Genomic DNA, 22,148 nt, shown 5'->3' on the forward strand with positions numbered 1-22,148 from the left:
ATAAAGCTTTCTATCTTATATTTAACTCGAGATTTTTCTTAATAAGCTCTTTTCTCTGCTTTACGCAATCTAGAGATCTTAGAGCATCTGGTGGTGTGTTAAAAGCATAATCGAGAAGTCTGTCCACAGTCGTAGTTGCAACATGGATTCTGGTATCTGATGATGCATAGTAGATGTAAACATCACCATTATCTCTTGCGATTACACCATTAGTAAATACTACATTTGATACATCACCAACTCTCTCTTCGCCTCTCGGAGCAATCAAATACCCTCCTGGAGCTGCTATGACTTTACTTGGGTCATTTAGATCTGTTACAAATAAGTATATAACATATCTCAATCCTGCTGCAGTATTTCTAACACCGTGTGCTATGTGTATCCAACCTTTTTCTGTTTTTATCGGAACACATCCAGCTCCATTTTTCACTTCTGTAATAGTATGATAAACTCTTGGACTTACAAGTTTTTCTTCATCTATCACCGGACTTTCTATATTGTCACAAAGCCCAAAACAAATCCCACTGCCGCTTCCTGCTTCTATGAAATCATCTTGAGGTCTTGTGTAAAATGCATACTTTCCATTTACAAGCTCAGGATGCAGTACTACATTCCTCTGCTGTGGTGATCTCGTCTTAAGATTAGGAAGCCTCTCCCATTTTTTGAGATCTTTTGTGCGAACTATACCTGCACTGGCAATAGCAGACGACAAGTCACCTGGAGGAGCATTTGGATCCTTGCTTTCAGAGCAGAATACGCCATAAATCCATCCATCTTCATGCTTTGTAAGCCTCATATCGTATACATTCGTTTCTTCAGGGTATAAATCATCAAATTCTACAGGGTAATCCCAGAATTTAAACCCGTCTATGCCGCTGTCGCTTTCTGCAACAGCAAAAAACGATTTCCTGTCGTATCCTTCAACACGAGCAACAAGATAAAACTTTCCATCTAATTCTATCGCACCAGGATTAAATACAGCATTCACACCAAGCCTTTCCATAAAGTATGGATTAGTCTTCTCATCAAGGTCGTATCTCCAAAATAGCGGTGTATGCTCCCTCGTCAATACAGGATATTTGTACCTGTCAAATATGCCGTTGTAATTTTCAGTTTTTTCGTTCTTTCTGCTTATTAGATCTTCATATTTACGTAATTCTATCTCATATCTGTCTTTAAACCTCATTGCCTTTCACCCTTTCTATTATTTCTATGCACATCCTACCATTGTGATAAGGACATTTCCAAGGCTCAACAATAGGCATGTTAAATGGTTTTCCGTTTTCATCTACTTTCCAGTACCATTCTCCTCCATCTCTTTTGTCGATCACATATCTTTTTATATATTCCCAGATATTCTTTGAAGCTTCTATGAATCTAACATCATTGGTCTTCTGATATGCATTAAAAAACCCCACTACAGATTCTGCTTGAACCCACCATACTCTTGATAAATCAGTTTTACCTTCAACAGCCTCATTTACTATGCCATCCGGTGAATATATATTATTTAATATGTTTTCAGCAATTTCCATAGTGTATTTTTTTGTTGTATTTTTTATTCCTTCGTCACATAATACATCCACAGCCCTATCTAAAAGCCAGCTTGCTTCTATGTCGTGTCCATATGATTTTATATCAATGGTAGTGTCCCAATTGTCATTAAAAAATACTTTTAGATATTTTCCATCTTCACTGTATATTTTATCTTTGAAGAGATTGAGAAGATAGATTATGCTTTTTTTAAGATTACTATTCTTCCAAATATCATAAAGCAATGTGTAGGCTTCCAATATGTGAAGATGCGTATTCATTGTACGGCTGGATATTACTCCATGTTCACTAAGTTCGTAATTCTCTTTAAGATTCCAATTGCGATCAAATTCCTCCAAATATCCATTTTCATCTCTGCAATTTCTTTCAATAATGTTAAATAAATCGATTGCAATATTTAAAGCTTCCTCATTGCCTGTCGCTTTGTAGTATTGAGCCAATCCGTATATGCCAAAAGCCTGACTGTATGTATGTTTTCTAGTATCCGCAGGCTCTCCTATATAATCTACCATCCAATAGAGACCTTTATTTTCTTTATCCAAGATATTATCTCTTAAAAATTTATAAGCATGATGCGCCAGTTCAAGTGCTTTTTCATCTTTATCTAAACAGTAAAATGCTGAAAAAAACCACAATATTCTGGAATTCAATATTGAACCTTTCAAGGCTTTATTGTCAATATTTAAGTCATAGTCAACATATCCGTAAAAACCGCCATTTTTTTCGTCTTTCAATTTGCTCCAAAAAGGAAAAATTCTATCCTTCAACTCTTTATACATTTCCTGTGCTATTTTCTCCATTTGACACGTCCCCTCACCTAAAATTTAATGCCAAAATAAATTTTAAGCCTCGTTTACCACCTCCCGCGAATTATAAATCTCTAAATTATCTCTTTAACTGAACTGCGAATAACAAGCTGCGTATATAGTTTTATATCTTCGTAGGGTTTTTCAGGATTATTCATCCTGTACAAAAGCTGATTGACAGCTTTTTCTCCTAGTGAGCTTTTAGGTATATCTATTGTCGTAAGACTGGGATGAGAATAGGCACTCATTTCAATGTTGTCAAATCCTACAACCGAAACTTCCTCAGGTACTTTTACACCCATATCTTCCAAGCTTCTCATAAATGCTAATGCAATTTTATCATTGGCACAAATCCATCCTGTAGGGAAATCTTCAGTTATAGAAATTTTTCTTTTAAAATATTCTGGATCTCTAAAGAATTCAGCACCCTTTAAGTTTATGTCAAGCCACACATAGTCGCTGTCAACATACATTCCCAGCTCTTCCATACTTCTTACATATGAGTAATACCTCTGTCTGAAACTGAAGGCCCACTCATTATTGCCTATGAATCCTATCTTTCTGTGTCCATTGTCGTAAAGATATTTTACTGCTTTATATACTCCGTTTTCATTTGCCGTATTTATATAATCACAATCAATTGCATTGCTGTAATGGTCTACAACAACAAATGGTATTTTTGTTGCTTTTATCTTTTTTATAAACTCATCGTTTAAAGTACCTACTATTATGATTCCATTTGTAGTCTCTTTCGTTATCGTCTGGGGAATACTTAAATTTTCTTCACCTTCTACATCAATGCCTGTAATGCTTAATTTTAAATTATTGTTTCTGGCGGCACTTTCAATGCCATACAGGACATTGGACCAAAAAGTAGATTCTACGAGAAAATCTTCTCTGCAAAGTATAGTTACATTTATGATTTTAGTAGGAAGGTTTTTTATCTTTTTGTATCCCATCTTCATTGCTGTCTCCAATATCCTGCTTCTCATTTCTGCACTTACACCTTCAGCACCTCTCAGTGCTTTGGATACAGTATTTTTTGATACACCTATAACTTCAGCAATATCTTGTAAGGTTACTTTTTTCATATTTATCACCTATATTCGTTTATTTGTACTTTATTTTTTTGCTTAATTTAAGTATAATGTAACTTTTATTTAGTGTCAATACGATTTTAAAATTTGATTTGTAGAAATCGTATTGTATTTATCGTACAAAATACAAAAAAATTAAAAGATAGACTGGCTATTATCTAGCACAGCCTATCTTGCCTTTTCATTTAAAAGTATTTACTATTTTATACACCAATTTACGCATTCATGTAACGTCTTCAAAAACGACTCGTTTAACAGTCCATCTTCCCTGTGGGCAGGAGTCAAGCAGCATACTTTGCCTTTCCCAAAGTGATGATACCATCCTGCTATGGATTGTCCGTCTTTAGAGAAGGAACGCAAAAATACATTTGTATCATTTTCTTCGCATTTGACAAAATAATGTTCATCAACAAACTCAAATGGCTCGATGGCACTTTCAAATTCCCCTAGCATATCTTTTTGCGGTGCGTACTGTACAACATCGTTTTTTTCAGGATGATGTAAAAAATATCCCTTTAGCATTTTATTATATTCTCCATCTTCTGGATATGATGATAGACCAGAATGCCATGCAAATAAGCTTCCGCCGTCTTTTACGTAGTTTACTATTTTCTTCTCTATCTCTTCTGTCATCCAGAGGTCAACACTCTCCGATTGCGGATTTAATCTATTTTCTTTAAATAATACTATACAATCAGGTTTTGATTCTAATTCCTTTTGTAACTCATCAATGTCTATAAATCTAAGATTTACACTGCCAAGATTATTTATAGCTCTATGTAGAGATCTTTTTATAATTTCCTCATTGTGGTAGAAATCACCTAAAATCGCAACTATCTCTTTCACAATATCATCCCTTTTTTATAATTTCATCGGTTGTCCTTTAAAATCTATAAAAAACTGGTTGTCATCAACTTTAATGTCTCCTTCTATAATCTTCATGATTCCTTCTGCAGAAATTTCAGGACTTAACGGAGCTGATGTTCCGCCCATGTCTGTCTTCATCCATCCAGGATGTACGGCGTAAACTCTCCCTTTGTAGTCCTTCATGGCATCTTTTAGCTGTGCCGTAAAGAAATTTAGTGCTGCCTTTGATACAGCATACGGATAATCACCACCATAAGCATTTGCAAAACTTCCAGCTTCCGAGGATATATTAATTATCACCTTATCTCTGCCCTTTTTTAATAACGGCAGAAAATATTTTACAACCATCATTGGACCCATCAAGTTGATTTTAAGTGTATCTTCTAAATCAGTATAATCTAAATCTTCTATTTCTTTTCCTCTTCCCTTTAATATACCTGCATTGTTTACTATAACATCTAAAGAATCCTCTTCTTTGCTTACATGTATAGCTGCTCTTTTTATAGATTCTTCATCACTTACATCCAATCCTATTAAGTTAATCTTTTTTTCATATCTATCCTTTAAAGCTTTTAATTCGGATGAAACATCATTGATTTTTCGAATTCCTGCATATACTTTATGATTATTTAAAAGTGCTTTTTCGACTAAGTGTCTTCCAAGTCCTCTATTAGCACCTGTTATCAATATGTTCATATTGAAGCCTCCTTAGCAACGTCATTTAAAAATTCTCTAAAAGCTCTATAATTACCTTTAACTTCGAAAAAGTATCTATGTAAGCATATCTTCCACCTTCGTAATCGCCTTTTTGGACTAAAGGCATTCCATTTTTCTCTAAAGCTTCTATCTTTTCATCCATGTCCTTTACTTGAAACGCTATGTGATGTACACCTTCCCCGTGTTTATCCAAAAACTCCCTCCAAGTGCTTATGTTTTCATCTGGCTCAATAAGCTCTATTTGAACTTGTCCCATATCAAAAAAGGCAAGCTTTGCACGGGCATCAGATGGTTTCCCATTAAATTCTGCGTGTGACTTATCATAACCATCTGTCCAATTCCACTTAGGCTTTTCCACTCCAAAAAAGTCTGCAAAAGCCTGTGATGCTTTCTCAATGTCTTTTACTATTATGCCTATCTGTGTGACGATATTAGTGCCTAATAAATTCTTATCCATAATTTCATCCCCTTATGAAAATTATTTTAAATGTATTCAAAGGATTTTCTCTCAATATTTTAAGAGAAAATTCCCTATGAATCGAAGTTTAATAACGATTTCTTCACCATTTCAAAAAATATCATTAAAAAATATAGAATTAAATCACGTTTTTGTAACCTTATTTTTAAACTTAACCATCTACTTAAATTATACACCATTTATGATTTTTTTCTAAAACAAAAAAAGGAGATAATCTCCTTTTAAACAATACTATCTTATCAGTATTTCTTCGATTTTATCATTTATCATCTCTTTTATCATCAACAAATATTCAATGTCGCACTGCTCTTCACCGCACAAATCCTTATTTAATACGCCTTCTGAGTATTTGTATCTTTGTAGTACATATCTTTTGCAAACAGATATCATATTTGCTATAGATAAAAAATCATCTGTAGAAAGCAATTTTTTATTTACAGTCGTCCTGAATTCATAATCTATTCCACAGTTTTTAATTAAATCAATGCTTTTTACAATTCTCCCTATATCTTCATTGTTTTTTACGAATAAACCGTATTTATTTTTAGGTGCTTTTACATCCATAGCAATGTAGTCCAAAAGATTATCATTCAGCAAATCTTCTATTACATTAGGCCTGGAGCCATTTGTGTCTAGCTTGACGCTGAATCCTAAATCTCTTATTGTTTTAATGAAGTTTTTCAAGTCTTTCCAAAGTGTAGGCTCTCCGCCTGTTATGCAAACGCCATCTATGAGATTTTTTCTTTTCTTTAGATAATCTATAAATTCTTCTTCACTTTTTATAGGTTTCTGCAAATCAATCAATTGGCTGTTGTGGCAGTAAGGACATGTAAAGTTGCATCCACTTGTAAAAACAGTAGATGCAACCTTTCCAGGATAATCTGCCAACGACACCATCATGTAATCATATATCATATTGCGAATTCCTTCCTATCAGAAAACTCTTCTCTTTTGCCTTCATTCCAGTTTTGAAGCGGTCTGTAATATCCCACAACCCTGCTGTATACTTCGCATTCATTGCCACATTGCGGACAGTTAAAATGTTCTCCTGATATATAGCCATGGTTGTCGCATATGGAGAATGTAGGCGTAATGGTATAATAAGGAAGCCTATAGTTGTATGCTATCTTTTTCACCAATGCTTTGCATGTATCGGGATCGCTTATGCTTTCACCTAAAAAACCATGAAACACAGTTCCACCTGTGTATTTTGTCTGAAGCTCATCCTGCAAATCAAGAGCCGTAAATATGTCATCTGTAAAGTCGACAGGAAGCTGTGTAGAATTTGTGTAATACGGCACATCTCCTCCTGCAGTGATGATGTCTTTATAAAACTCTTTGTCTTTTTTCGCCAGTCTGTACGACGCACCTTCAGCAGGTGATGCTTCAAGGTTATAAAGGTAATTTGACTCTATCTGATAGTCTTCTAATCTATTTCTCATAAAATCCAAAACTTCTATAGCAAAATTTCTGCCTTTTTCACTTGTAATACCACATCCCATGAAATTTAAAAGTGCTTCATTCATGCCAATTAATCCTATTGTATTAAAATGGTTTTGCCAGTATGAGCCAAACCTCTTTTTTATATCCCTCAAGTAAAACTTTGAGTATGGATATAATCCCATTTCAGTCATATTCTCCAGCACTTTTCTTTTTATCTCAAGGCTCTTTCTCGCTATATCCATCTGTTTTCCTAATCTTTCAAAGAACTCTTCTTTTGAATTTGATAAATACCCAATTCTTGGCATGTTTATCGTTACGACGCCAATTGATCCTGTAAGTGGATTTGCTCCAAAAAGACCGCCTCCACGCTTTCTAAGCTCTCTATTATCAAGCCTTAAACGACAACACATTGATCTTGCATCTTCTGGGTTTAGATCACTGTTGACAAAATTGCTGAAATATGGAAGGCCGTATTTTGCAGTCATCTCCATAATTTTATCTATAACAGGGCTCTCCCAATCAAAATCTTTCGTTATATTGTAAGTTGGTATAGGGAAAGTAAATATCCTTCCATTTGCGTCCCCTTCCATCATGACCTCAGCAAATGCCATATTAAGCATATCCATTTCCTTCTGAAATTCTTTATACGATCTATTCATGGCTTTGCCGCCTATTATGACAGGTTCATCAGCCAATATATCAGGAACAACCAAATCCATCGTTATATTTGTAAATGGTGTTTGAAACCCTACTCTTGTTGGAACATTTATGTTAAAAATAAATTCCTGTAATGACTGCTTTACTTCTTTATACGACAGCTTGTCATAATATATAAACGGTGCCAAATAAGTGTCAAAATTAGAAAATGCCTGTGCACCTGCAGCTTCACCTTGAAGTGTATAGAAGAAGTTCACTATCTGTCCTAAAGCCGACCTAAAATGCTTTGGAGGTCTACTTTGCACTTTTCCCTCTACGCCGGTAAATCCCGAAATAAGCAAATCTTTTAAATCCCATCCGCAGCAGTACACTGATAAAAGGCTTAAATCGTGGATATGCAAATCACCATTTACATGGGCATCTCTTACTTCTTTTGGATATATCTTATTCAACCAGTAATTTGCTGTAATCGTGCTTGCTATATGGTTATTTAACCCTTGAAGCGAGTAACTCATGTTGCTGTTTTCATTTACTCTCCAGTCCAATTTCCCTATGTATTCATCAACCATCTTTTCAATATCCATAAACATGTTTTTAAATTCTCTCATATCTTGATGCTGTTTTCTGTATAAGATATATGCTTTTGCAGCTTTTGCAAAGCCACCTCTTATCAAAAACTGCTCAACTATGTCCTGAATCTGTTCTACATTTGCATATCCATCAAAATTTTCTTCTATGTATTTTGTGACTTCATCCGCTATCTTTAAGGCATCATTGTATTCTCCTTCATCGACTGCTTCAAACGCCTTGTATATAGCATTTGCAATCTTTTCCTTGTTGAATTCTTCTTCCATACCATTTCTTTTAATAACCTTCATTGCGTTTTCCAATTTAAACCCTCCATTAAATTATCTTCCGTAAAAATAATCCCACCTAAAAGCTGCACCAATTTAATGAGTTAATTAAATAAGCACACATATCTGAAATTTTCCAATATTAACTCTATATATTGTGTATATAAATATCACAACACCAATATATAGTATATCATTGTTGTACAGTTACGTCAATAAAAATATAATAAACTTTCACATCCATATACAGTTCATTTGATTAGTACAACATAAAAAGGCAGAGCATTAAACTCCACCTTTTTAGTGCAACATATTTACAATTTTTATCTAAACAAAGATGCAAATACCAACGTGATAGTGCTTATAAGTTTTATCAAAACGTGCAAGGAAGGACCTGCTGTATCTTTAAATGGATCACCTACTGTATCACCTACAACGCCAGCTTTATGGGCTTCAGACTTTTTGCCACCGTAATTACCTAATTCAATATATTTTTTAGCATTATCCCAAGCACCGCCGCCGTTATTCAAGAACAACGCCATTATTACGCCTGAAATAGTGCCAACCATCAAAAAAGCTGCTGCAGATTCTTTGCCAAGTATAATTCCAACTAGTATCGGCGCAACAACGACTATAAGTCCTGGAATGACCATCTCTTTCAATGCGCCTTTTGTAACAATGTCTACTGTTTTTGCATAGTCTGGCTTTGATGTGCCTTCCATTATGCCTGGATTCTCTTTAAATTGCCTTCTTACCTCCAGTATGACATACTGGGCTGCTTTGCCAACAGCTCTTATAGCTGTAGAGCTGAAGAGAAATACTATCATAGCTCCTATAAATGCTCCTATGAAAACCTCAGGTTTACCTATATCTACAGCAAACCAAGAATCGATAGGTTTGCCTAATATTTTCTTTACTTCATCAAGGTATGCAGAGAAAAGCAAGAAAGTAGCTAAAGCTGCAGATCCTACTGCATATCCTTTTGTCAAAGCTTTTGTCGTATTTCCACATGCATCAAGTCTATCTGTCACAAGCCTAACTGACTCAGGAGCTTCGGACATTTCAGTGATTCCGCCAGCATTGTCAGTGATAGGTCCAAATGTATCCATTGCTAATATATAAGCAGTTGTAGACAGCATTCCCATTGTAGCTATAGCAGTACCGTAGAAGCCTGCCGTGGCTATATTAGGAAGTGCAAGCTGACCAAGCCTATATGCAATAATTATTGCTGCTGAAATAAACAGTACAGGAAGTGCCGGAGACTCCATACCTACAGAAATACCTGTGATTATATTTGTAGCAGCTCCGGTTGTTGAAGCCTTTGCAATTTCTTGAACTGGTCTTTTACTCATAGAAGTGTAGTAATTTGTCAAAAATACAAACACATAGCTTAATAATATACCTGCAACTGCTGCACCATAGAGAAGTAAATAGTTAACTTCAGAGCCATTTGACAAATGTCCGGAAAGCATAACCTTCACTGCAAAGAAGAGAACAATTAGATTTACTATTGTCGTAATAAAATATCCTTTGTTTAAAGCTATCATAGGATCTTTTGATTCATCTTTTGTGTTTACGAATACAATTCCAATAATTGAAGCAATAATACCAATAGCACGAGCCACTAGTGGAAACAGTATTCCCTTTAATCCAAAGACAGGATACAAGCCTACACCCAATATCATTGCACCTATATTTTCAGCGGCTGTTGACTCGAAAAGGTCAGCTCCTCTTCCGGCACAGTCTCCAACGTTATCGCCAACCAAATCAGCGATTACTGCAGGATTTCTTGGGTCGTCCTCTGGAATGCCTGCTTCTACCTTGCCGACAAGGTCTGCACCTACATCAGCAGCTTTTGTATAAATACCACCGCCTAGCTGTGCAAACAATGCTACAAATGAAGCACCAAATCCAAATCCCACTATTAAAGATGGAGCATTTTTTACCAATTCTTGCTGACCTGATGCTCCACCGTATGCAAAGAACAATGTAGCAACACCAAACAGAGACAACGCAGTCACTGCAAGGCCTGTCACTGCTCCTCCTCTTAAAGCAATCTGTAATGCTTTATTAAGACCTTTTCTTGCACCACTTGCTGCCCTAACATTTGAATTAACTGCCATGTACATGCCTATGTAGCCTGATATAGCTGAGCACAAAGCTCCCGATATAAAGGCCAATCCTACATGCCATGCATAGCTAATAGCAGCACCTGCTCCTTCTGATTGATGGCCGTAATAATTTGCTATTATGATTAAAACAGCCACAATCAAAGCCAGCACTGTTATCGTTTTATACTGCCTGTTTAGAAAAGCCATTGCGCCTTCCTTTATGGAGTCTGAAATCTGCTGCATCTTCTCGTCACCTTTATCTTGTGTAAAAATAAACCTAATAAAACCAATGATGGCAAGAGCTGCAATGATAACAACTCCATAGATTAGAAAAAGATAGGAATTCAATTAGACCATCTCCTTATATTAAATAATATTTTTATTATTATATTATTTCTACACACATATGAAAATTCCTCCAATTGTTTATAAAATATTTTAAATAATCTATTTAACAATAAAATTATTCATAAGCAGCCTACATATAAAGAAATAAAAAAGGCTAATAGCAAATAAATGCCATCAGCCTTCATTTAAACTTTATTACACATCAAACAAATCTTTCAGTTTTTCTTTGCTCTCATCGCTAACAACGCTTAAAACCTCATCGCCAGGCAAAATATACGTGCTGCCATTTGGCAACAAAACTTTATTACTTCTAACTATCGACATTATCACACAGTTACCGGGAAGCATCAAATCTTTAATCATCTTATTTGCAGCCTTTGAATCTTTCTCCACCATGCTTCTGACAATCGATATTTTCCCCTCTGCAAGATTCATTACAGTCGTAAGCCCGCTGATTTCTGTCTCCTCTTCAATTAATTTTGCAATAATTCTGGCACTGCTGACGGCTGCATCAATGCCCATATCCCTTGTAAAAAGCCACTCATTTTTTGGATTGTTTATCCTGGATACCACCCTTGATACACCAAATTCATACTTGGCAAGCTGGCATATTATAAGATTATCTTCATCATGGCCAGTTGCCGCAACAACTATCTCAGTACCGATAATCCCTGCCTTTTTTAATGTATCTGAATTACAGCCATCTCCAACTACAATATTGCACTTTAATTCTCTTTTAAGTTTTTCAATTCTAGACTCATCTTTTTCAACAACAACGACTTTCTCATTTCTTTCCTCCATCAATTGAGCTAGGTATGAACCTAATCGTCCAGCACCAACAATCATTATCGACATATCGTAACCTGCTATTTGGAAACTTTATTGCATTGTTCCCGTCAGGTTCTTTCACCTCCTATTAAAATCTCTACGACATAAGCATTTGTTTTATCTTTGTCTTCCCGAAAGCTGTTAAAGCTATAAATATTTTATCGCCTTTTTTAAAAGTCGTACTATGCGTTGGTATAAGTGCTATGCCGTCTCTGACTATACTGACAACATTTATTTCAGATGGTATAGCTATATCTCTTACATGACGGCCATCCAAGAATGCTGTCGCTTCCGTTTCAATTATTTCTACTTCACCACTGCCAAACGACGATACTCTAAAAAGATCAGGATGACATATCAAATCTTTTATCTTATTTGCGCCCCACAAAGTAGGTGAAACCGTATTTATACCCATTTTTCTGTATATTTCCGCTCGAATAGGATCGTATATCCTGGCTACTATCGTTGGTATTTTAAATTTCTTTTTTGCAATCAAAGCTGTAACAATATTTGTATTATCGCCATTAGTAGTAGAAGCAACAGCATCAGCATGTTCAATGCCAGCTTTTATTAAAGTAGCTTTGTCAAATGCAATCCCCTCTATGAATTCACCTTTAAAAGACGACTTCAATCTTTTAAAAGCATCTTTGTCTCTATCTATAACAGCAACATGATTACCGTCAGAATCTAATATCTGAGCTAACTCAGCACCAAGCCTGCCGCATCCTGCAACAATTATATTCATAAATCAGGCTCATATAGAGCCTTTCACCTCCTTTTCATTTAATGCAATTTTTTTGCGCAAGAAATATTTTCTGATCTCCTCTGCCCCAATAAGTATCGGCATAAATGCTACGTAAAACAGCCAGTGCTTTAATGAAACAGGATAGGTGTCAAATATTTTCTGCAAAAACGGAATATATATAAGCAATGCAGTAAGTACTATTTCAAATATTACGCCAATATTTAATAATCTATTCTTAAAAAGACTGACGCTAAACATAGAAGCAACTTCAGTGCGGCAGGCAAACACATTAGCCACCTGCATAATAACTATCCCTAAGAAGCTCATTGTAGCAGCTTTTCTTGCCAGTGGATCTGTCAGTGGAAGCGTCTCGCCCCAGTGCCAACCTCCGCTTAATAAAACCCAAAAATAACCTGATAGAACTGCTATCGAGCTAATTATTCCTAGTAAAACATACCCTCTTAGGAATAGGGACAAGTTTAATAATTTTTCTTTAGGTGATCTAGGTGGCCTATCCATAACACCCGGTTCAGGCGGCTCAACTCCAAGTGCAAGAGCCGGCAGCGTCTCCGTTCCTAAATCTATTGCTAATATCTGCATTACCGTTATTGGGACAGGAATATTAAATAGAGAAAACAGTATATAAGGTATAGCCTCTGGTGTCAAATGCGCAAAAATGTATGTTATAAATTTCCTTACGTTGTCGTAAACCGCTCTGCCTTCTTCAATAGCATTAACTATGCTAGCAAAATTGTCATCTGTCAAGACCATTGTTGCAACTTCCCTTGCAACATCAGTACCTGATTTACCCATTGCAATACCTATGTCAGCCCTTTTTAATGCAGGTGAGTCATTAACACCGTCGCCAGTAACAGCAACGACTTCACCCATTTCTTTTAATGCAGCGACAACTTTCATTTTGTGCTCTGGAGCAACTCTGGCAAATATGATTTCTTTATTCTTCAATTCTTTCTTCAAATCTTCATCTGACATTTTATCAAGTTCATTGCCAGTTATTATCCTTGGTCTAGGCCCTTTTACTATGCCAATTCTCCTAGCAATAGATTCTGCTGTTAATCCGTAGTCACCCGTTATCATGATAATCTTTATGCCAGCTTTATGGGCCTGTTTAACAGCCAATTCAACTTCAGGCCTCGGTGGATCCATCATAGCTACTAATCCGACAAAGATTAAGTCAGTTTCTGTATCTTCTACTGTATATTCTTTATTCTCATTATCCATTATTTTATATGCCATTGCAAGTACTCTAAGCCCGGATTCAGCAAATTTGTCATTCTGCTTTATTATATTATCGATATCCGATTGTTCTAATTTCTTTACCCCTTCGCTGCCCTTAAAAATGTAGCTGCAAACTGAAAGTGTTTCTTTTGGCGCACCTTTAGTAAATACGTAGATTTCTTTTCCATACTTATGAATAGAAGTCATCCTTTTCCGCCTGGAATCAAAAGGAAGTTGAGATATCCTTGGATATTCCCTCAACATTTCTTCTAATGTAAATCCTGCTTTCTCCGCCAGTACCACTAATGAACCTTCGGTTGGGTCACCAATTATACTCCAAGACGGGTTCTCATCCGTAGGCCTAACTAACCGGCTGTTGTTGCACAGCAAACCTATTTTCAAAAGCAATGACAGCTCATCAGGAAGATTTTTGCTGTCTATCTTTTTGTCATCCACATAAAAGTCGCCTTTCGGCTCGTATCCAACACCGCTTACATTGTAAAATGCAACTGGGGTCCAGATTTCTCTGACTGTCATTTCATTTTGCGTCAGCGTACCTGTCTTATCTGTACAGATGACAGTCGCTCCCCCCAACGTTTCAACGCTGGAAAGTTTCTTTACAAGCGCATGTCTTTTAGCCATTCGCTGTACACCCATGGCAAGCGCTAATGTCACTGTCGGCAGCAATCCTTCAGGCACATTAGCAGTAATAATGCCTATTGCAAACATAAACGTATCGACTAAGGACCTTCCCATAAACAAGCCCAGGAGGAAAAAGAATACCCCCATCACAAGAGATAAAAGTGCAATAACCTTTGCAACTCTCGTCAACTGTTTTTGAAGCGGGCTCTGTTCTACACTTATTGTCTGCGTTAAAGAGGCAATTTTGCCAAATTGCGTATTCATGCCCGTTGCATAAACTACTGCCGTTCCAGAACCTGATGCTACATTTGTTCCCATAAACACTATATTTGGTGACTGCAACAGTGAGACATCTTCATCTAAAACTACATCAGATGTTCTTCTAACAGGCTCAGATTCTCCAGTCAATGCAGCATTAATAGTCCGCATTTCAAAAGCCTCTATAAGCCTAGCATCAGCCGGCACGTGATCGCCTTCTTCAAGGTATATAAGATCTCCAGGTACTAACTCCCGTGCTAAAATTTGCTCCTGACGACCATTTCTTATCACTTTCACGTACGATGGCAACATCTTTTTAAGGCTTTCTGTAGCCTGCTCTGCTTTAAATTCCTGCCAAAAGCTGAATAAAGCATTTACGATTATGACAAGTATTATTGCCCATCCTAGCTGCGGCATTCCTCCAATAAAAGAAAGTATGCTGGCTATCCAAAGGAGTATTGCCAATAAATGAGTAAAATTTGCTATAAACCTAGACAGCATTGATGATTTTTTGACTTCTTTTATTTCATTGTATCCATATTTCTGAAGTCGCTCATTTACTTCATCTGTAGAAAGACCCTTTATAGATGTATTCAGTTCACTAAATAGTTCATCTTCTGTCAATCTAAATATATCATCAATCTTCAAAGCAGCAAACCTGTATTAAACAGGTTTCACACCTCCTTATAGTTAATAATTCTCTCTATAATAAATTTCGCATTAAACTTCATAACGGCATAAAAATCACCTCATACATTTTTCTCCAGTATAACATTATTAATTGACAGATTAAAGCTTTAATTTAGCCATATAAAGCTCAATTAAAGCTATACATTTTCATTCCATCGATATCTATTATATATTTTGTTTATTAATCTCGATTTATTGCATGAATGCTTAATTGCACAAAATAAAAAAAATCAACTATAGAAAAATGCATCTATACTTGCTCACAAAAAGATTTACTATAGTTGATATATTATTAATCTTTATTACATATCTTAATTAATTTTGCAAAATCTCATGCAATTCTTTTTCGCTTCTTACATCGTTTAAGCTTTCAAGTTTCTGCTCTTTATACGATTTAATTACAACAATCGGCGTCTGCTGCTCAGAATTTCCTGATGGATTGTCTAAAAACAGCTTTTCAACATACGATTTTGAGACGCCTTTCGATGCACCAATGCAATCAGCACAGTGCAAGTCATTAGCATCAATTATGACAGCATCGACACCTGTCTTTTCTTTTATCTCATTGCACACTAAATCAGGATCGGCAGGTCCTAACACTATGTATCTGTGGTATGGGGCCATTGTTCCGGCAACATCATCAATAAGAGCTACTTTTCTTCCTGCTATTTTGAAAAAAAGCCCTTTCTTTTTAAATATCTTTCCTATTGCACTTATCAATGAAGCCACAAGAATTCTAAGCCATCCTACTTCATTAATCGCACATTGCATCGCCTGCGGCGAAGTCAAACTGCCATTTCTACCTGTAAATCTACACAAAATCCTAGCTAATAATCCTACCTTTATCTCTTCCGGAAGGTATGCTCTTCCCTGTGTTATAACTACAACACTTTCTGCGATAGCTATGAGATCTCCTTCTTCAGCAATATTTCTCGTATACTTTGAGACGACATCTACTATATTGTCATCTTTCGTTATAATATGGGTTCTTATTGGAATCTTGCCGTACGTCAATTAATATAACCCCCATAAAATTTACTTCCATTTTTTTGATTTTGTGATATATTAAGATTGTACACAATAATTATATCACATTTATATCAAATTTATGTCAATAATATAAGAGAAAGGAGATTTTTTATTTGATTAATGTATTAACTAATGTAAGACTTGATACAAAAGCTGGCAATCCTTGTATTAAAGACAACAAAAGCTTAATAGGTTTTGATTTTTCTTCTGTCATTCCGGAATATGAAATAAAAAAAGAAGGCAAAAATTATAAAATAAGATTTCACGATGTTTTACTTAATATGCCAAGTGGTTCTTATGCAATTGACGATGGGATAATCAATAAAATCTTCATAAGCTCCAATGACAATAATGTAGAAGTTAAAATTGATTTATCAACGGAAACAAGTTATGAAATAGAATCTATAGACGGAATTCCAGCAAAATTAAACTTTTTTGTTGATAGAACACCTTTAAAAAATATTCTTAAAGGAAAAAAGATAATCTTAAATCCCGTATATAAAAAGACAACAAAAAGTCCAACGAATCTATCATCGCATATACCAATGATGGATATTTCAAAAAAAACAAAAGAATTACTTACTCTATTAGAAGCAGATGTATTAATTTCAATGATTAATTATAGCGAAAATATATCGAATGGTGATTTTAAAGGTGATGTGATTATTAACCTAACGACAGAAATATCGACAAAAAACGAAAGTGGTTTTAAAGTCTACTATGACAAAGACAATGAAAAGTCTAAAAAACTTGCAGAATTGCTGAATAAATCCATAGAAAGAAAATCTCCCTTGGATAACCTAGGCATGCATCCGACAAAATATAATGGCACAAGGAAAGACGCCGCTACAGTTACAGTCATACCCGGTATCGAAAACAGCCGATTAGATGACGCACATCTGAGGGATATTGATTATAAAAGCAAAATTGCATTAGCCATATTTAACGGAATATTGACATATCTCCAATAAGTTTGGATAAAGCAAATAAGAGATTAAATAAATACGCATATTATATTTTGTTTTTTTTCATTCTCCTTCAAAACATTGTATTCTTTATTAGAACGTTATATCACTAACTTCAGTTCTTGTAAACTGAATTTTATTTGTTTTTAAAATATAAAAACCTTTAATTTGCAAAACGTATTAAAATATATTGAATTAATAATTTCACTACACTATAATATACTAGTAGTACGAATTTAATAAAATCCAAATGAAAATAGCGAGAGACACCTTTTATGGTGGCCGAAGGAGCAATATGAGGTGTGTCATGGCCTCATAAAATCTCTCAGGCAAATTAATCGCTATTTGATGGGACTCTGGAAAGCCATTTGGCACCGATGGGGCAATACCTTTGTGTAGAAACTCTCAGGTCTAGATACAGAGGAATATGATGATGACACTTATCTTCATATTCCTTTTTTTGTTTTCTACTTTTAAATAGAAAGGAATGAGCTATTTGGACAATAATCTTAAAAAAACACCTCTTTACGAAACACACCTGAAATACGGGGCAAAAATGATAGATTTTGCAGGTTTTGCAATGCCTGTACAGTATGAAAGCATACTAAAAGAGCATGAAGCAGTCAGAAAAAGTGCAGGACTTTTTGATGTGTCACATATGGGAGAATTAATAATAGAAGGCAAAGACTCTGAAAAATTCATAAACTACATTATCTCAAATAACATAGCAAAGATAAGTGATAATCAGGCAATGTATTCTCCTATGTGCTATGCTAACGGCACCACAGTTGATGACTTACTTGTTTACAAATTTTCCAATGAAAAATACATGTTGGTAGTCAATGCTAGCAACATAGATAAGGATTACAACTGGATATTTGAAAACAAAAGCGGCTACAATATTGCAGTAAAAAACATATCAAATGAGGTTTCTGAACTAGCGCTGCAGGGGCCTAAAGCGCAGGAAATACTTCAAAAAACGACAGAGTACAACTTAGATGACATGAAATATTACCACTTTGACAAAATCAATTTGGCTGGAGTAAATTGCCTAATCTCAAGAACAGGTTATACTGGCGAAGATGGTTTTGAAATATTCTTGAGAAATGATTATGCTCAATCAATGTGGGAAAAAATCTTGGCTGTTGGAGAAGAATTTGGAATTAAACCAGCTGGTTTAGGTGCAAGAGATACATTAAGGTTTGAAGCAGGTCTTCCCCTTTACGGTAACGAGCTTTCTGATGAGATAACCCCATTGGAAGCTGGATTAGGTTCTTTTGTAAAATTTGAGAAAGCTTTTATAGGTAGAGATGCTCTTTTTAAGCAAAAGCAAGATGGACTAAAAAGAAAGATAGTAGGTTTTGAAATGATAGAAAACGGAATACCACGCCATGGCTATGATGTATGCGCACAAGGTGAAAAAATCGGATATGTAACAACTGGATATTTATCGCCTACTTTGAAGAAAAATATTGGAATGGCCTTAATAAGCAGCAAATTTGCCAACATTGGCAATGAAATAAGTATAATAATAAGAAATAAACCTTTAAAAGCTATCGTAACAAGCAAAAACTTTTATAAGAAAAATTACAAAAAATAGGAGGTTGTTATTATGAGAATTCAAGAGGGTCTTTATTATTCAAAGAATCATGAATGGGTAAAAGTTGAAGGTGACAAAGCATATGTAGGAATAACAGATTATGCTCAACACTCCTTAGGTGACATAGTTTATGCAGAGCTTCCTGATGTTGACACAATTCTAAATGCAGGAGATACACTTGGCACCGTAGAATCTGTAAAAGCCGCATCTGATGTCTATTGTCCCATAAGTGGCAAGGTTATCGAGGTTAACCAATCTGTTGCAGACGATCCATCACTTTTAAACAGCGACCCATACGAAAATTGGATGATATGCGTAGAGATGAATGATCCCAGTGAGCTAGATGAACTGATGTCACCTGAAGAATACAGCGATTTTTGCAAATAGTCAAATTAAATCATCCTCAAAAGGAGTGATATCATGAATCAATACATTCCATCATCAAACGATGAGCAGATGGAAATGCTTAAATCTGTGAATGCTAAATCGATAGAAGATCTATTTGTAGATATACCAGAAAGCATTCGCTTAAATAAAAATCTAAACTTAAAAGGTCCTTTATCCGAACCAGAACTGTTAAATCACATGAATGAAATATCAAAAGAGATAAAAACCACAGATGAACTTACATGCTTTTTAGGAGCAGGTGTTTATGACCACTTTATACCATCTGTCGTTAAACATGTAGTATCAAAGCCAGAGTTTTATACGGCGTACACTCCATATCAGCCTGAAATAAGCCAAGGGACACTGCAAGCGATATTTGAATATCAGACAATGATTTGTAATCTTACTGGAATGGATGTATCAAATGCATCTATGTACGATGGTGCTACAGCTTTAAGCGAAGCTGCAAAAATGGCCTCCAGCGCTACAAACAGAAAAAAAGTGCTTGTATCATCATCAGTTAATCCCGAAGCAAAAAAAGTGCTTCATACATACATGAGATTCAGCAATATGGAAATTGTCGAGATAGACGATAAAGAAGGCACGATAGATGTAGAGCTTTTAAAATCCTCTATTGACAGCAATACTGCAGCATTTATAGCACAAAATCCGAATTTCTTCGGCATAATAGAAAACCTTGATGAGGTAGAAAAGCTTGTGCATAAAAATGGTTCACTTCTCATTATGTACGTTGAACCAATATCTCTGTCAATCTTAAAGACTCCAAGAGAAATCGGCGCTGATATAGCAGTCGGCGATGGTCAGCCTCTTGGAAATAGTCTCAATTTTGGCGGACCTCATCTTGGTTTTATGGCGACAACAAAAAAACTTATACGCAAATTGCCTGGAAGGATCATCGGTGAAACAAATGATGTTGACGGCAAAAGAGGATATGTATTGACGCTTCAAGCAAGGGAACAACACATAAGAAGAGAAAAAGCGACTTCAAATATATGTACAAACCACTCACTAAATGCATTGACTGCCGCTATATACATGACAGCTCTTGGAAAAAAAGGCATAAAAGAAGTTGCACTGCAGTGCTTTAAAAAATCTCATTATGCATATAACCAATTGATAAAAACAAATAAATACAAGATGCTATTTGATAAGCCATTTTTCATGGAATTTGCAATTGCATGCAGTGATAACAGCGTCGATGCTATAAATAATGTGCTTCTAAGTAACGGCATCATTGGCGGTTACAACCTAGAAAAAGAATACAAAAAGTACAAAAATGCAATGCTTCTTTGCGTAACAGAAAAAAGGACAAAAGATGAAATTGATAAACTCGTCAATATAATGGGAGGTGTAGTTAATGAACTATGATAAGCTTATTTTTGAGGTATCTAAGCCAGGTCATACATCATACAGCCTTCCTCCATTAGATGTCGAAGACATCCAATTAGAAGAAGCAATTCCGGATAAACTTCTTCGCCATACAGAATTAAATCTTCCCGAAGTCAGCGAGGTAGAACTGATAAGGCACTACACAAATCTTTCATACAAAAATTACAGCGTTGATAAGGGATTCTATCCATTAGGATCATGTACAATGAAGTACAACCCAAAAGTAAATGAAGATATTGCAAACTTCAAAGAATTTACAAACATACATCCACTGCAAAGCGAAAATACTGTCCAAGGTGCTTTAAAGCTTATGTACGATCTTCAAGAAATGCTAAAAGAGATAACTGGAATGGACGGAATTTCGCTTCAACCCGCTGCTGGTGCCCATGGAGAACTTACTGGAATGATGATAATTAAAGCATACTTTGAAGACATCGGTGAATACAATAGGAAAAAGATGATCGTACCTGACTCTGCACATGGCACAAACCCAGCAAGTGCTGCAACAGCCGGATTTGATGTAGTAGAGATAAAATCTGGAAATGATGGGCTTATAGATATTGACGCATTAAAATCGGTTCTTGACGATGACGTAGCTGGATTAATGCTTACAAATCCAAATACGCTAGGGTTGTTTGAAAAAAACATACTGGAAATATCAAAGTTAATCCACGATGCTGGTGGCCTTCTTTACTATGATGGTGCCAATATGAATGCCAATATGGGAATAACAAGACCAGGTGATATGGGATTTGATGTGGTCCATATAAACTTGCACAAGACATTTGCAACACCACATGGAGGTGGCGGACCTGGAAGCGGTCCAGTTGGCGTCAAAGGCAAACTTGCAGATTTTCTGCCTGTACCAATAGTTGAAAAAAATGACGATATGTACTATTTAAAGCATGATTTGCCACATACAATAGGAAAAGTGAGAAGTTTTTATGGAAATTTCAATGTCATGGTAAAGGCATATGCATACATTCTATCTATGGGAGCAGACGGACTTAAAGCTGCTAGCAGTTTGGCAGTTTTAAATGCAAACTATGTTAAAGAAAAGCTTAAAGAATATTATGAGCTTCCATTTGATACAATATGCAAACACGAATTTGTATTTAGCGGTCTTAAAAGCAAAGCAAATGATATCACAACGCTGGACGTTGCAAAGCGATTGATAGACTATGGATTTCATCCCCCTACCATCTACTTTCCTCTCATCATTGACAGTGCACTTATGATAGAGCCAACTGAAACTGAAAGCAAGGAAACGCTGGATGAATTCATTGAAGCCATGAAGGCAATTGCAAAAGAAGCAGATGAAAATCCTGAAATTCTAAAAACCGCTCCTCATAATACACCTGTAAGAAGGCTTGACGAAGTAAAAGCAGCAAGAAATCCAATAGTAAAAGCCAATGTATGAAAA

At 35.7% G+C, this 22,148-nt stretch carries 18 protein-coding genes and 2 riboswitches; of the genes, 5 read left to right on the forward strand and 13 right to left on the reverse strand.

Features of this window, described 5'->3' with window-relative positions:
- Window positions 1–10: 10 nt before the first annotated feature.
- From TTHE_RS09605 to TTHE_RS09665, 13 genes are all read right to left on the reverse strand, one after another.
- Window positions 11–1,186 carry a glycoside hydrolase family 130 protein gene (locus tag TTHE_RS09605; protein WP_013298387.1) on the reverse strand — a complete coding sequence of 392 codons (1,176 nt, stop codon included), beginning with the start codon at window positions 1,184–1,186 and terminating at the stop codon, window positions 11–13.
- Entirely contained in the window at window positions 1,176–2,354 is a 1,179-nt protein-coding gene (locus TTHE_RS09610; protein ID WP_013298388.1) for an AGE family epimerase/isomerase, read from the reverse strand. The genes TTHE_RS09605 and TTHE_RS09610 overlap by 11 nt, the downstream gene beginning before the upstream one ends.
- An 80-nt stretch (window positions 2,355–2,434) precedes the next feature.
- Window positions 2,435–3,451: a LacI family DNA-binding transcriptional regulator gene (locus tag TTHE_RS09615; protein ID WP_013298389.1), complete on the reverse strand. Its 1,017-nt coding sequence runs from the start codon at window positions 3,449–3,451 to the stop codon at window positions 2,435–2,437.
- Between the two features lie 204 nt (window positions 3,452–3,655).
- Window positions 3,656–4,303 (reverse strand): ThuA domain-containing protein, encoded by a 648-nt coding sequence (locus TTHE_RS09620; RefSeq protein WP_013298390.1) that lies wholly within the window; start codon window positions 4,301–4,303, stop codon window positions 3,656–3,658.
- Between the two features lie 15 nt (window positions 4,304–4,318).
- Window positions 4,319–5,020 (reverse strand): SDR family oxidoreductase, encoded by a 702-nt coding sequence (locus TTHE_RS09625; protein ID WP_013298391.1) that lies wholly within the window; start codon window positions 5,018–5,020, stop codon window positions 4,319–4,321.
- A gap of 25 nt (window positions 5,021–5,045) precedes the next feature.
- Window positions 5,046–5,498 (reverse strand): VOC family protein, encoded by a 453-nt coding sequence (locus TTHE_RS09630; RefSeq protein ID WP_013298392.1) that lies wholly within the window; start codon window positions 5,496–5,498, stop codon window positions 5,046–5,048.
- 252 nt (window positions 5,499–5,750) lie between these two features.
- A complete protein-coding gene (locus TTHE_RS09635) occupies window positions 5,751–6,434 on the reverse strand; it encodes an anaerobic ribonucleoside-triphosphate reductase activating protein (RefSeq protein ID WP_013298393.1) in 684 nt (227 codons plus the stop codon).
- Entirely contained in the window at window positions 6,431–8,509 is a 2,079-nt protein-coding gene (locus tag TTHE_RS09640) for a ribonucleoside triphosphate reductase (protein ID WP_013298394.1), read from the reverse strand. The genes TTHE_RS09635 and TTHE_RS09640 overlap by 4 nt, the downstream gene beginning before the upstream one ends.
- Before the next feature lie 287 nt (window positions 8,510–8,796).
- Complete coding sequence (locus TTHE_RS09645; RefSeq protein ID WP_013298395.1) at window positions 8,797–10,932, reverse strand: sodium-translocating pyrophosphatase; 2,136 nt, start codon at window positions 10,930–10,932, stop codon at window positions 8,797–8,799.
- 195 nt (window positions 10,933–11,127) lie between these two features.
- Window positions 11,128–11,787 (reverse strand): potassium channel family protein, encoded by a 660-nt coding sequence (locus TTHE_RS09650; protein ID WP_013298396.1) that lies wholly within the window; start codon window positions 11,785–11,787, stop codon window positions 11,128–11,130.
- A gap of 70 nt (window positions 11,788–11,857) precedes the next feature.
- Window positions 11,858–12,505 (reverse strand): potassium channel family protein, encoded by a 648-nt coding sequence (locus tag TTHE_RS09655; RefSeq protein ID WP_013298397.1) that lies wholly within the window; start codon window positions 12,503–12,505, stop codon window positions 11,858–11,860.
- A 9-nt stretch (window positions 12,506–12,514) separates the two neighbouring features.
- The gene (locus tag TTHE_RS09660; RefSeq protein ID WP_013298398.1) at window positions 12,515–15,292 is read right to left on the reverse strand and encodes a cation-translocating P-type ATPase; all 2,778 of its coding nucleotides are present in this window, start codon (window positions 15,290–15,292) and stop codon (window positions 12,515–12,517) included.
- Between the two features lie 357 nt (window positions 15,293–15,649).
- Complete coding sequence (locus TTHE_RS09665; protein ID WP_013298399.1) at window positions 15,650–16,348, reverse strand: coenzyme F420-0:L-glutamate ligase; 699 nt, start codon at window positions 16,346–16,348, stop codon at window positions 15,650–15,652.
- 128 nt (window positions 16,349–16,476) lie between these two features.
- On the opposite strand from TTHE_RS09665, the gene TTHE_RS09670 reads away from it, so the two are divergent.
- The 5 genes from TTHE_RS09670 (at window position 16,477) to gcvPB (ending at window position 22,145) form a co-directional block, all read left to right on the forward strand.
- Entirely contained in the window at window positions 16,477–17,334 is an 858-nt protein-coding gene (locus tag TTHE_RS09670; RefSeq protein ID WP_013298400.1) for an N-acetylmuramoyl-L-alanine amidase family protein, read from the forward strand.
- A 244-nt stretch (window positions 17,335–17,578) separates the two neighbouring features.
- Window positions 17,579–17,679, forward strand: a riboswitch (glycine riboswitch).
- Window positions 17,680–17,682: 3 nt separating this feature from the next.
- Window positions 17,683–17,751, forward strand: a riboswitch (glycine riboswitch).
- Window positions 17,752–17,815: 64 nt separating this feature from the next.
- Window positions 17,816–18,928: a glycine cleavage system aminomethyltransferase GcvT gene (gcvT, locus tag TTHE_RS09675; protein ID WP_196793618.1), complete on the forward strand. Its 1,113-nt coding sequence runs from the start codon at window positions 17,816–17,818 to the stop codon at window positions 18,926–18,928.
- A gap of 12 nt (window positions 18,929–18,940) precedes the next feature.
- The gene (gene gcvH / locus TTHE_RS09680) at window positions 18,941–19,315 is read left to right on the forward strand and encodes a glycine cleavage system protein GcvH (RefSeq protein WP_013298402.1); all 375 of its coding nucleotides are present in this window, start codon (window positions 18,941–18,943) and stop codon (window positions 19,313–19,315) included.
- A 33-nt stretch (window positions 19,316–19,348) separates the two neighbouring features.
- Entirely contained in the window at window positions 19,349–20,704 is a 1,356-nt protein-coding gene (gcvPA, locus tag TTHE_RS09685) for an aminomethyl-transferring glycine dehydrogenase subunit GcvPA (protein WP_013298403.1), read from the forward strand.
- Window positions 20,694–22,145, forward strand: a complete 1,452-nt coding sequence (gene gcvPB / locus TTHE_RS09690; protein WP_013298404.1) for an aminomethyl-transferring glycine dehydrogenase subunit GcvPB — start codon at window positions 20,694–20,696, stop codon at window positions 22,143–22,145. Before gcvPA ends, gcvPB begins: the two co-directional genes overlap by 11 nt.
- The last annotated feature ends 3 nt before the right edge of the window (window positions 22,146–22,148 follow it).

Origin of the sequence: Thermoanaerobacterium thermosaccharolyticum DSM 571, from assembly GCF_000145615.1 — a bacterium.
Classification (GTDB): Bacteria; Bacillota; Thermoanaerobacteria; order Thermoanaerobacterales; family Thermoanaerobacteraceae; genus Thermoanaerobacterium; species Thermoanaerobacterium thermosaccharolyticum.

Bases quoted from the DNA above. Each gene is read 5' to 3' on its own strand.
- TTHE_RS09610 (WP_013298388.1), bottom strand. From the start codon at position 2,354: ATGGAGAAAATAGCACAGGAAATGTATAAAGAGTTGAAGGATAGAATT.
- gcvH (WP_013298402.1), top strand. From the start codon at position 18,941: ATGAGAATTCAAGAGGGTCTTTATTATTCAAAGAATCATGAATGGGTA.
- gcvPA (WP_013298403.1), top strand. From the start codon at position 19,349: ATGAATCAATACATTCCATCATCAAACGATGAGCAGATGGAAATGCTT.
- TTHE_RS09605 (WP_013298387.1), bottom strand. From the start codon at position 1,186: ATGAGGTTTAAAGACAGATATGAGATAGAATTACGTAAATATGAAGAT.
- TTHE_RS09625 (WP_013298391.1), bottom strand. From the start codon at position 5,020: ATGAACATATTGATAACAGGTGCTAATAGAGGACTTGGAAGACACTTA.
- gcvT (WP_196793618.1), top strand. From the start codon at position 17,816: ATGAGCTATTTGGACAATAATCTTAAAAAAACACCTCTTTACGAAACA.
- TTHE_RS09635 (WP_013298393.1), bottom strand. From the start codon at position 6,434: ATGATATATGATTACATGATGGTGTCGTTGGCAGATTATCCTGGAAAG.
- TTHE_RS09630 (WP_013298392.1), bottom strand. From the start codon at position 5,498: ATGGATAAGAATTTATTAGGCACTAATATCGTCACACAGATAGGCATA.
- TTHE_RS09615 (WP_013298389.1), bottom strand. From the start codon at position 3,451: ATGAAAAAAGTAACCTTACAAGATATTGCTGAAGTTATAGGTGTATCA.
- TTHE_RS09655 (WP_013298397.1), bottom strand. From the start codon at position 12,505: ATGAATATAATTGTTGCAGGATGCGGCAGGCTTGGTGCTGAGTTAGCT.
- gcvPB (WP_013298404.1), top strand. From the start codon at position 20,694: ATGAACTATGATAAGCTTATTTTTGAGGTATCTAAGCCAGGTCATACA.
- TTHE_RS09650 (WP_013298396.1), bottom strand. From the start codon at position 11,787: ATGTCGATAATGATTGTTGGTGCTGGACGATTAGGTTCATACCTAGCT.